Annotated in this window: 7 protein-coding genes; all 7 read right to left on the bottom strand. The window is 74.6% G+C overall.

Features of this window, described 5'->3' with window-relative positions; all coding sequences use genetic code 11:
- Nucleotides 1–148: 148 nt before the first annotated feature.
- Complete coding sequence (locus ACGFZF_RS04440; protein WP_393550983.1) at nucleotides 149–1,336, bottom strand: FHA domain-containing protein; 1,188 nt, start codon at nucleotides 1,334–1,336, stop codon at nucleotides 149–151.
- A 41-nt stretch (nucleotides 1,337–1,377) separates the two neighbouring features.
- A complete protein-coding gene (locus ACGFZF_RS04435; RefSeq protein ID WP_393550982.1) occupies nucleotides 1,378–2,718 on the bottom strand; it encodes a VWA domain-containing protein in 1,341 nt (446 codons plus the stop codon).
- 141 nt (nucleotides 2,719–2,859) lie between these two features.
- Nucleotides 2,860–4,374 (bottom strand): protein phosphatase 2C domain-containing protein, encoded by a 1,515-nt coding sequence (locus ACGFZF_RS04430; protein ID WP_393550981.1) that lies wholly within the window; start codon nucleotides 4,372–4,374, stop codon nucleotides 2,860–2,862.
- Nucleotides 4,375–4,376: 2 nt separating this feature from the next.
- Nucleotides 4,377–6,878 (bottom strand): tetratricopeptide repeat protein, encoded by a 2,502-nt coding sequence (locus ACGFZF_RS04425; protein WP_393551016.1) that lies wholly within the window; start codon nucleotides 6,876–6,878, stop codon nucleotides 4,377–4,379.
- A gap of 68 nt (nucleotides 6,879–6,946) precedes the next feature.
- Nucleotides 6,947–8,245, bottom strand: coding sequence for a hypothetical protein (locus ACGFZF_RS04420; RefSeq protein ID WP_393550980.1), 1,299 nt, complete (start codon nucleotides 8,243–8,245; stop codon nucleotides 6,947–6,949).
- A 15-nt stretch (nucleotides 8,246–8,260) separates the two neighbouring features.
- On the bottom strand, nucleotides 8,261–9,316 hold the full coding sequence (locus ACGFZF_RS04415) for a glutamate ABC transporter substrate-binding protein (RefSeq protein WP_356777562.1): 1,056 nt from the start codon (nucleotides 9,314–9,316) through the stop codon (nucleotides 8,261–8,263).
- Nucleotides 9,317–9,327: 11 nt separating this feature from the next.
- A complete protein-coding gene (locus ACGFZF_RS04410) occupies nucleotides 9,328–10,758 on the bottom strand; it encodes a hypothetical protein (protein WP_393550979.1) in 1,431 nt (476 codons plus the stop codon).
- Between the last annotated feature and the right edge of the window lie 125 nt (nucleotides 10,759–10,883).

The following is a 10,883-nucleotide window of genomic DNA, read 5'->3' as shown; positions in this document are numbered from 1 at the left end:
GGGGGGGGGGGGGGGGGGGGGGGGGGGGGGGGGGGGGGGGGGGGGGGGGGGGCGGCGGGGGGGGGCCGCGGGGGGGGGGGGGGGCGGGGGGGGGGGCGGGGGGGGGGGCCCCCCGGGGGGGGCCCCCCCCCCCGCGGCCGGAGCCGACCTAGCCGCGGCGGATCGTGATCGTGGTCCAGGCGCCGACGTGCACCCGGTCGCCGTCCTGGAGCGGGACGGGGACGTAGGGCTGGATCGGTTCCTCGGCGCCGTTGATCGTGGTGCCGTTGGTGGAGTTCTGGTCCACCACCGCCCACGAGCCGTCCGGCTGCTGCACCAGCACCGCGTGCTGGTGCGAGACGCCCGGGTCCTCCGGCGGCACGGCCAGGTCGATGTCGGGCGACTCGCCGGTGGAGTGCCGGCGGCGGCCGATGCTGATCTGGTTGCCCTGCAGCGTCAGCTGCTTCTCGGGGGAGTACGCGGGCAGGTTCAGGCCCGTGGCCTCCGGGCCGCTGCGCTGCATCATCGCCATGAAGTAGTCGCGGTCCGGACCGATGTACGCCGACCAGCCCGCGGGCGGCCGGGGCGGCTGGTACTGCTGCTGCGGAGGCTGCTGCACGTGCTGCTGGGGCATCGGGGGCGGCGGCGCCTGCTGCTGCGAGGGCGGCGGCAGCATCCAGTCGTCGCCCCCGCCGGACGTCTGGTGCTGCGGCGGGGCGGGTGGTGCCGGCTGCTGGTGCTGCGGCGGCGCCTGCGGGCTCTGGAAGAAGGACGGCGGGGGCGGCGGCGGTGCCTGCTGGTACCCCTGCGGCGGCCCGCCGTGCGGGGGCTGCTGCTGCATCGGCGGACGCTGCGGCGGTGCCTGGTGGTGCGTGGGGTCGGCCGACAGCGGCTCGGCGGGCCGGTTCATCTGCGACGGCCGCGAGCCCTGGTACTCGTACGGATCCGGCTGGCGCGGCGGCGACTGGAAGCCCGGCGGCAGGTTCAGTCCGGGCGGCGGGCTCTGCTGCTGCGAGGGGGGAGCCACCGGCGTGTAGGAGGTCGCCGTGTTCGTGAGGAAGTTCCAGCGGCACTCCTCGCAGAACGGCGCCATGTGCTCACGCGGCGTGCGGCACTGCGGGCAGAGCTCCGCCTGGGCCGTCGCGTTCGGATCGCCACCGGGGCCGAAGCCGCCGGAGGCCGGCGGCGGGAAGCCGGAGCCCGGCCCGCCCGGACCGGGGTAGCCGTACGCGGGCGGTGGCGGCGGGGGAGGCGGCGGTACGGCACCCGCCGGCGCGCCCGCCCCGGCCATGCGGTGGCCGCAGACCTCGCACCAGTCGTCGGAGACCGACTGATGTCCGTTCGGGCAGGTCGGCATGTCGGTGCTTCCCCCTCTCGTCGTCCGGCCCCCTGGCCGGGCTACTTCTTGACGCGAACCGTCTTGGTGGAGCGGGTCTCGAGAGTCATCTCGTCCGCTTCCGCGACCTTCGCCTTCAAACGCACAGTACCGGTCGCCGCGTCCACGACGTCGACCACCTTCGAAAGGAGTTTCGCAGTGTCCGCGTTCCCGGAAGCCGCGGCCAGCTGGACCGCGCGGCCCAGTTTGGCGGTCGCCCCGTCGCGGTCGCCGGACTTGCGGGCGTCCAGTCCCTGCTGGATGACCTGGGCCAGCTCGGCCTGGCCGGTGTAGTGCGCGACCTGCGGATTGATGGACGTGGACATGGCCATGTCGTCCGTCCAGACCGCCCGTACCAGCCCCTGCGACAGCGTCCGCGGGGCGCCTCCCGCGGGGTCCGGAACGATCAGCGAGACCCGGGCGGCGAGCATCTCCTGGCCGACCGCGGCCTGGGGGACACGGACGCACACGTGGTAGTCGCGGGACTCGTCGCCCCACGATCCGGTCGGGTAGTCGCCGGCCCGCGGGCTCGCCTCGGTACGCCGGTCGGTCAGCGCCTCCACCGTCGGCGCCACCTGCTTCACGAACTGGATCTCCACGCCGACCGGGGTCCACAGGCGCAGCGAGACGTCCGCGACCTCCTTGCCCATGGCGTTCTCCATCATCGTGGTGAAGTCCGTGGCCAGGCCGCCGGGGTCGGCGACGATGTCGGCGGTGCCCAGCAGCGCCGAGGCGATGCCGGTGACCTCCTTGACCTCCCAGTCCGTTCCCACGCCGCGGGCGTCGCAGGTGAAGCGTCCCGCGCAGGCGTCCAGCGCTGCCCGCAGGGCCTCGGGCGACTCGTGCTCGTTGCGGCCGTCGGTCAGCAGGATGCCGTGCCGGATCGACACGTCCGCGGACGCGAGGAGCCGGTCCGCGAGCCGCAGCCAGGTCCCGATCGCCGTCCCGCCGCCCGCGGTCAGCCGCCGCAGCGCGTCCTTGGCCTGGGCGCGGGTCGCGGAGTCGGCGACGGCGAGACGGCCGTTGCCCGGGTAGACCTCGGCGGCCACGTGCGTGCCGGCGACCACGGAGAAGGAGGTGCCGTCGCGCAGGGTGTCGATGGCGGCGGCGGTCGCGTCGCGCGCGCCCCGCATCTTCGTCGCCGGGTAGTCCATCGAGCCGGAGCAGTCGACCATGATCACCACGGCGGCGTCGCTCCCGCCACCGGGGCGGGCGTCCGCGAGCGCGGCGCCGCCGGTCGTCCCGCCGCCGGTCGAGGTGACCGTGACGATGGCGCTGACCTCACGCCCGCCTTCCGGCAGGAACTCGTTCTGGTACACGTCCACCGAGAACTGCGGCACGTTCGACTTGGAGAAGTTCGCCATCTGATCGGGCTCCTCGGCAACAGCGTGACGACGCGCGTCGTCGGGACGGCGACGTGTCACGGAACAGCGGGACAAGAAAGGGAAGGGGCCGTGAGGCCCGCGGCGGGATCAGCGGGTCGAGGACGGGACGAGGGCGACCTTTCAGGCCGATCCTGCCCCTTGCGGTGCGAAGGTGAACGGCAGCAGCGCCACTGTTACGTTGTCGTGGCCCCCGCCGTCCAGAGCGTGGCCGACCAGCACCTGGGCGCCGTGCAGCAGCCGGCCGGCGGTGTCCGCCGGCACGATCCGCGCCATGTCGTCGGCGCCCTCCGCGTAGTTCCACAGCCCGTCGGTGCAGACCACGACCACACCCGAGCGGTCCGGCTTGAACGCGGCGGTGTGCGGCTCCAGTTCGTACGCGTCGGCGCCCAGCCAGCCGGTGATCGCGTGGGCCCGCTCGTCCGCGTACGCCTGGGCCTCGTTCATCAGGCCGGCGGCCACCATCTGGGCCGCCCAGGAGTCGTCCTGGGTGAGCCGGGCGGGTGCGGTGGTGCGGTCGTCGGGCACCCAGTAGGCGCGGCTGTCGCCGATCCAGCCGACGATCAGCAGGCCGTCGGCGACGATCGCTCCGACGATGGTGCACGCCGGGGCGTTCTGGTGGCGGTGCGGATCGTGTTCCATGGCGTCCTGCGCCGGGTCCTCGGCCAGGGCGTTGACCGCCTCGGCGGCGGCGACGATCGCCTCGTGCATGGCCTGCTGCGGGTTGGTGCCCCGGGGCAGGGCGGCGAGCAGCGAGCGGCCGGCCGTGTCCGCGGCGGTGGCGGACGCCTCGTCGGGGCGGGTCGCCGAGGAGACACCGTCGCAGACGATCGCGAGCGTGGCGGGGGAGCCGCCGGGCAGCGTGGTGGCGGCGACGGCGAAGGCGTCCTCGTTGCGGTGGTGGCGGAGTCCGCGGTCGCTGACGGCGGCCACCGTGGCGAGTTCCTGCTCCATGTGGTCGCGCTCGCGCGGCTGCGCGTGCCCGCAGTTCTCGCAGTAGCCGTCGGGGTCGACGTGGCCGGCCCGGCAGGCGACGCAGACCTTGGCACCTGCGGGCGGAGCCGACGGAGCGGGTGGTGCCGACGGAGCGGGCGCGGCCGGCGGCTGCGCGGCGGCGGTGCGCGGGTCGGGCGCGGCGAGCCGGAAGTCGCCGTCGGCCGCGGTGGCCGTGGGCGCGGGCGCCTGGGCCGGAACGGCCGCGCCCCGGGCGGGGCCGCGCCCGCCGGCGGCCAGTGCCGCCAGGCCGTCGCCGGACGTGGCCGCCGCGTGCGGCCCGTCCGTGCGGACCGGGATCGTCGGCAGGTCCCGGGCGGGACGCCCGGCTTCGGGCGCGGCCGCCGCGGCCTCGGCTCCCGCCGCCCCCCGGGCGGGCGGCGTCGCCGCGAGGTCGCGGCCCCCCGAGTCCGTGCCGGGGAGGTCGCCCGGGTGCTGGGTCGAGGTGGACAGCGAACCCGGCTCGCGGGCCGGCGCCTCCGGCCAGTCGACGGGGGTGCCGATCGCGATCGTCGGGCGGTCCGGTTCCGGCACGGCCGCGGCCGACAGGTCGTGGCCGCACGCCCCGCAGAACCGGTCGTTCGAATCCAGCGGTTCCGCGCAGCCGGGGCAGGCGGAGAGTTCGTGCTGGGGCATCTGGGACATACTCACACCCACGTCCGGGGGCGGAAACGGTTGGCCCGCTCCACCAGTTCGATCCTCTCCTCGCCCCGCTGAGCGAGCCGGGCGAGCACCCGGTACGAGCGTTCGAGGCCGAAGCGCAGTCCGCGCTCGTCCAGTTCACTGCCGAGCAGCAGCGTGCCGCCCGGCCCCGCACCGGGACTTCCGGAGAGTACCCAGTCGAGCGCGGTGCCGAGGACCTCCGTCGTCAACTGCTCCCGGCGGACCGCGTCCAGACCGAACCCCTGGAGTGCGGACACCTGTGCAGCGGCGGCCGTCAGGTCGCCGTCGAGGGGGTCGTGCGCCGCGCGTCGCCGCAGCCGCGCCCGCACCGCCGCGACCCGCGCCGCGGTGTAGTGGATGGACGCCTCCGGGACCGACTCCAGGGTGTGCACGGCCCCGGCCCGGTCGCCCGCGGCCAGTTGCACCCGGGCGAGCCCGAACGCGGCGCTGACGTAACTCGGATCGGTCGTCCACACCAGGCGGTAGTACTCCGCCGCGTTGTCGAGCTGGCCGAGCACCTCGGCGCAGATGCCCAGCGCCAGCTTGGGGGCGGGCTCGCCGGGGAAGGCGTCGTAGATCGCGTCGAAGGAGACCGCGGCGTTCTCGTGGTCGCCCGTCACCAGGGACGTGACGCCGCGGTACCAGACCACCCGCCAGTCGTCCGGATGCTGCTCCTCCAGGGTGACCAGGGCGCGCCCGGCCGAGCCGAGGTCGCCCATCTCCAGGCGGGCCCGCAGCTCGCGCAGCCGCAGTTCCAGGGAAGGCGCCGGCGCGGTGTGCAGGGCGCTGATGAGCTCGGCGGGGGCGGAGGCCATCAGACCGGCCAGGAAACCGGCGTTGGGGTCGCCCGGGTCGACCCGGGGCACGGGCAGCGCGAGCGAGGTGGACTTCCCGTCGACCGGCGTCAGGAAGGGACCCTCGGGGGCCCCGGGGCCGGGTGCGGCGGACGGGAGGGCCGGAGCACCCGGCGGCAGCGCCGGAGCCGCCGGCGTGGCCCCGCGGCGCCCGCCGCGCGACTCCCGGGCGCCCAGCGCGGAGACGTCCTCCGTCAGCTCGGCGAACAACTGCGTGTCCGTCACCCGGAGTTCCGAGCCGAACAGTGTCGAAAGCGCCGGCCGAGGCCGGCCCGACTGCAGGGCGACGACCTCCCGGAGGACGCCCGTCAGCTGCTCGGCCATCTCCTGCGCGGACGCGAAGCGGCGCGCCGGATCGGGGTCCGTCGCGCGCACCAGGAGCCGGTAGAAGGACTCGTACGTCCGGAAGACCTCGATGTGGTCCGGGTCCGGCAGCGAGTCCACGAAGACGTTCGTGTAGCCCTGGAAGTCGAAGGCCAGGACGGCGAGCGTGCGCGCCACCGTGTAGAGGTCGCTGGCCACCGACGGCCCGAGCTCGGCCACCTCGGGCGCCTGGTAGCCGACCGTGCCGTAGATGGCCGACTCGTCGTCGTCCATCCGCCGCACGGCGCCCATGTCGATGAGCTTGAGCTGGTCCTCGGTCTGGATCGCGTTGTCGACCTTGAAGTCGCAGTACAGCAGGTTCCGGCTGTGCAGGTGGCCGAGCGCCTCCAGGGCCTCGATCCCGTACGCGCACGCCTGCTCCACCGGCAGCGGGTCGCGCCGCCCGTCCGGCGTCCGGCGGTCGTTGGCGATCTCCTTGAGGGCCTTGCCGCCGACGTACTCCATGACGATGTAGCCGTCCAGGGAGCCCGTGCGCTGGTCGAGGTGCTCGACGAAGTTGTAGATCCGCACGATGTTGGAGTGCTCGATCTCCGCGAGGAAGCGGCGCTCGGAGATCGCCGCGGCCATCGCGTCCTGGTCGCCGGTGTCGAGCAGGCCCTTGAGGACCACCCAGCGGTCGGACACCGCCCGGTCGACGGCGAGGTAGATCCAGCCCAGACCGCCGTGGGCGAGGCAGCCCGCGACCTCGTACTGGCCGTGCACGACGTCCCCGCCGCGCAGCTTCGGCACGAAGGAGTAGGGGTGGCCGCACTTGGTGCAGAACCCCTCCGTCCGCCCGGGCCGTTCCCCGCGCGCGCGGCCCACCGGGGCACCGCAGTCGGAGCGCGAGCAGAATCGCTTCCGCTCGGGGACCTCGGGGTTCTCCATCACGGCGGCCCGCGGGTCGGGGCGCGGCACCTCCGGGATCGAGACCAGGCCGGCGCCCAGGCGGTTGCGCCCGGACTGGCCGGTCGACGCGCCGGAACTGCGCACCGAGACCGAACGCCCGGTGCTGCTGCCCGACAGGGCACGGGAGAGCCGCCCGGACACCGAGCGCCTGGACGTGGCGGAGCGCGACGAGCGCGACGAGCGGGACGAGGCGCCCGACGACGTGGCCGTGGAGGCGCGCGACGACGAACGGGCCGAGCCCGATCCCGAACCGCCCCTGCCGGCCACGGCCATCCCGGTCGGCGTGGACCGGAGCATGCCCCCGGGCGCCACCACCGGGGCCAGACCGCAGGTGTCGCAGTACAGCTCGCCGTCGCCCATGTCCTCGTACGAGCCTTCGCACGAGGGGCGCTGACAGGTGCCCACCACTGCCTCTCCCGCTCCTCCGCTCACCACTGACTCCCCCTGCCGTCTCTCGGCCCGGACAGAACCTCTGCCGCCGCCTGCTGGTATCGCAGCACCGCCTGCTCGGCGACCCGCAGATCGCAGGGCGCGCTCCACAGCATCCGGCGCGCCGTGTCGTACCGCTCGATGAGCAGCGGATCCTCGGCCGCCCCGAGCCGCGCCACCTTCGCCTTGTATGCGTCGAGCCGGCCGCGCAGCTCGGCGCGGACCGCGAGCGGCGCGGTCACGGCGGTCAGGGACTCCCGGGCACGGTGCAGTTCGTCCTCCGCCTCCACCTCCAGGGACTCCAGGAGCGGGGAGAGCCGGTGCCACTGGGCGTGCCTGCGGTACTCGGCGGCCGTCGCGAGCCGTTCCTGGAGGACCGTCGGCGGGCCGCTGACGGCCGGCACCTCCGAGGCGGCGATCTTGGCGAGGACCTCCCCGCGCGCCGCCCGCGCCTCGGCGAGCGTCCGATCGGCCCGCGAGAGCACGTCCCGCAGCCGCAGCAGCCGCTCCTCGGAGTCCTTCCGGACGGTGAGGACCGCCTCGATCTCGCGCCGCACGTCCTCCAGCGCGCGCGCCGCCCGGTCGTAGCGGGCGGTGTCGGGCCGTCCTCCGCCGGGCGCCGAACTGCCCGCCGCGGGCTTCCAGAAGGCCAGCGGGTCGGTGACGACCTCGGTGCGCAGCGAGCCCAGCTCCGCGGTGATCGCTTCCAGTTCGTCGCCGGCCGGGTGCTCCCCGGGGCGCACCCCGACCGAGTGCGCGAGCGACCGCGTGCGCCCGAGCTCCGCGGCGAGCAGGTCTATCCGGGCGGGCAGCGCGGACCAGACGGCGTCGGCGGTCACGACGACGTCGAGCGAGGCGGCGTAGAGCTCGTTCATCCGGTCCACCAGCCGCTCCAGCGTGAAGCGCTCGGTGAGCCGGGCGGGCCCGGTGATGGACGCGGCGGGCTGCTGGGTGCCGCCGGAGACCAGCACGCTCTCGCCCCGCAGCCGGTCGGTCAGCTCGACGAGGTCCTCGCGGCTGGACCAGCGCCGGCGCGCGCGGAGCTCACGAGCCGACGAGAGGGCCGCGGTGTAGGCGTCGAAATAGGTCCAGAGCAGGGTGATCGAGCCGTCGGTGGCGTGCCACCGCTCCCGGGTGGTCCCGGTCAGCTCGGCGCCTTCGAGCAGCCTGCGGCCCGCGTGGTCCTGGAGGGCGAGGAGGGAGTCCTCGACGGCCTTGTGCTCCGCGCCGAGCCGCGCCAGCGCACGGTCCACCTCGTCCCGGTCCATCACCGGCCCGGGGGGTCCCGTGACGCCCATCGATCACCTCTCGCTCTACTTGTACTTGGGTGCGGGCGGCCCGGATATCCCGGGCAGGTCCGCCTTCAGCCACTTGTCGTACGCCGCCTGCCACGGCCCCTGGCGGTAGCGCACCAGGACCTGGTTGACCCGGCGGACCAGGTCGTCGTTGCCGAGCTTGGCGGCGACGCCGTAGTACTCCGTGGTGAACGGCTCGCCCTTGAGCTCGATCGCCGGGTCCTGCGCGGCCTGGCCGGCCGCCAGCGCGTTGTCCGTGACGACGGCGTCGACCTCGCCGAGCTGGAGCCGGGCCAGGCAGTCCAGCTGGTTGGGGACGGTGAGGAGGTCCTTGTCGTCCTTGGTGCCGTCGCCCTCGTCCTTGAAGACGGCGCCGAAGGAGTTCCTCTCCAGGGCCTCGTAGGCCGTCGAGCCCTCCGCGGTGCAGACCCGCTTGCCCTTCAGGGAGGGACCGTACCCCTGGATCGTGGAGTCCTCCTTGGGCGCGAGGACCTGCTGGCCGGCCTGGAAGTAGGCCGTGGAGAAGGCGACCTGCCGGATCCGCTTGCAGTTGATCGTCATCGTGCGGACGACGAGGTCGACCTTGCCGCTCTCCAGGGCCGCGATCCGCTGGTTGGTCGGGATGGCGCGGAAGATGACGCTGTCCTCGCTGCCGAGGATGTCCTTGGCGATCGCCTTGGCGAGGTCGATGTCGAAGCCCTCGAGCGTGCGCTTGCCCGGATTCCGGTAGCCCCAGCGGTAGCTGGACTGGTCGACGCCCACGACGAGCTTGCCGCGCTTCTTGATCGCGGCGATCGACGGGCCGTCGGCGGCGGACGGGGTGAGCGATGCCTCCGGGTTCTCGCAGGTGTCCGCCCGCACCGGCACGCCGATGCCGACGCCGGGGCCGCTCACCGTCGGTGCGGCCGAGGCACGGTGGCCGCCGCGGGCCAGCGGCAGCAGGGTCAGCGAGGCGGTCAGCCCGCAGGCCACGGCCATCGCCGCCACCCCGCCCCAGCCGCGCAGCCGGGACAGGGGCCGTCGGCCGGGTCCGGCCGGGGCACTTCTCCCCGCGTCGTCGACGCCGTAGTGCATCCCTCCCCCTCTCACCGGTACTCCGAAAGCCTGCGGTTGATGCCCATCACGGCGCCCGCCGCGCCGAGCACCGCGAGCACGCCCGCGCCCAGCGGCAGGGCCGTCAGCGCGCCCCGGCCGCTCTCGGCGGCCGCGGTGAACTCCGCCTGCTCGTGGTCCAGAGCCCGCTCCAGGGCCGCGTCGATCTGGTCGAAGGACTGCCCGGTGGACTCCTTCGGGCCGATGACCCGGCTCAGCGCGCCCTCGAAGTCTCCCGCGTCGTCCTTGGCGCGGGCGCCCTTGTGGCGCTGCTGCCATTCGCCGGTGCGGGAGGCCGCCTCGGCCAGCGGGCCGCGGCCCGCGTCGTCGTCGGCCAGTTCCCGGGCCTCACCCAGCGCGTCGGTCAGCGCCGACATGCTCGTGGTGTAGTCGGTCTCGTACTTGTCGTTCTTGCCGTCGTCGGTGAGGACGGCGCCGCGCGCGACCAGGGTCAGGTTCTCGTTGGCCCGGGCCTTCAGGGAGCTGATGCGGGCCGTGTTGAGCACCTGGAGCGAGCTCTGGCCGTGCTCCTGGGCGTCCGTCAGCCCGGCGCGCGCCAGCGTGTGCGCGGTGCCGAGCCACAGCAGCACGATCACGGACGCGGCGGTGGCGGCGAGCAGACCGTGGTTGAACACCCGGTTCGTCAGCCGGTAGTTGCGTCGCTGCGCCCAGAACAGGACCAGCAGCACGGCGATCCCGAGCAGCAGGGAGAGGTACGGCCGGTCGCGGGCGTCCTCGTCGTCCTGGTGGAGGCGCGCGGTCTCGGCTTCGTAGAGCCGCTCGGCGGCGGGCAGCAGCTCGGTGGTCATCTGCTGGTTCGCGTACCGGAGGTAGGCCCCGCCGAGCGGCAGGCCCTGCCGGTTGGCGGCCCGGGCGCGCTCGATGAGCCCGGTGTAGCGGGGGAGCTGCTCGTTGAGCGTGGCGATCTCGCGGCCCGACTCCGTCGAGCCCTCGGTGCTCGACGCCGCCCTGACCAGCAGCCGTGAGGCCGTGGAGATGTCCTGCGCGTACCGCTTCCGGATGTCCGCGGGCTCCTGCGCGCCGGAGAGGAACGCACTGGCGGCGGCGGTGTCGGCGTCGGCGAGCGAGCGGTAGATGTCGGCGGCGTCGGCGCTCAGCGGCTGGCTGCGGGTGACCACGTCGTCTGCGGAGCCGGCCCGGTCGGCGACCTCGAGTGCGGTGACCGCACCGAACGCGACGACCAGCAGGGCCAGTACGGCGCCGAGGATCTGCAGCCGGCCCGGCTCGGTGGTCGCGGCCCGGCGCAGCCGCTCCTTGACCTCCGACCAGGCTCCCGGTCCCGCGTCGGGCGCGGTGGCGGGCGGCGGAACCGACGGCTGGGCGGGCACGCCGGCGGCGGCGCCCGGGTACGCGGGCGCCGTGCCCGGCGCCGAGGCGGCGGGCGCATTCGGCGGATATGTCACGGGACCTCCCCCTCGGTCGCTGACGTCGGCAGTCGCCCCTCCGCTGTCCGGAAGACGACCGCCCGGCCAGCAGTATGGCCTCAGAGGCCCACCCGCACACCGGGATTGACTCGATCTTGTTCCTA

It is taken from the genome of Streptomyces sp. NPDC048338 (assembly GCF_043201055.1).
Lineage (GTDB): Bacteria > Actinomycetota > Actinomycetes > Streptomycetales > Streptomycetaceae > Streptomyces.
The sequence above is the reverse complement of the archived record's forward strand: the minus strand, read 5'-3'. Positions and strand labels throughout refer to the sequence as shown.

Bases quoted from the DNA above. Each gene is read 5' to 3' on its own strand.
- ACGFZF_RS04415 (WP_356777562.1), bottom strand. From the start codon at position 9,316: ATGCACTACGGCGTCGACGACGCGGGGAGAAGTGCCCCGGCCGGACCC.
- ACGFZF_RS04435 (WP_393550982.1), bottom strand. From the start codon at position 2,718: ATGGCGAACTTCTCCAAGTCGAACGTGCCGCAGTTCTCGGTGGACGTG.
- ACGFZF_RS04430 (WP_393550981.1), bottom strand. From the start codon at position 4,374: ATGTCCCAGATGCCCCAGCACGAACTCTCCGCCTGCCCCGGCTGCGCG.
- ACGFZF_RS04425 (WP_393551016.1), bottom strand. From the start codon at position 6,878: ATGGGCGACGGCGAGCTGTACTGCGACACCTGCGGTCTGGCCCCGGTG.
- ACGFZF_RS04440 (WP_393550983.1), bottom strand. From the start codon at position 1,336: ATGCCGACCTGCCCGAACGGACATCAGTCGGTCTCCGACGACTGGTGC.
- ACGFZF_RS04420 (WP_393550980.1), bottom strand. From the start codon at position 8,245: ATGGGCGTCACGGGACCCCCCGGGCCGGTGATGGACCGGGACGAGGTG.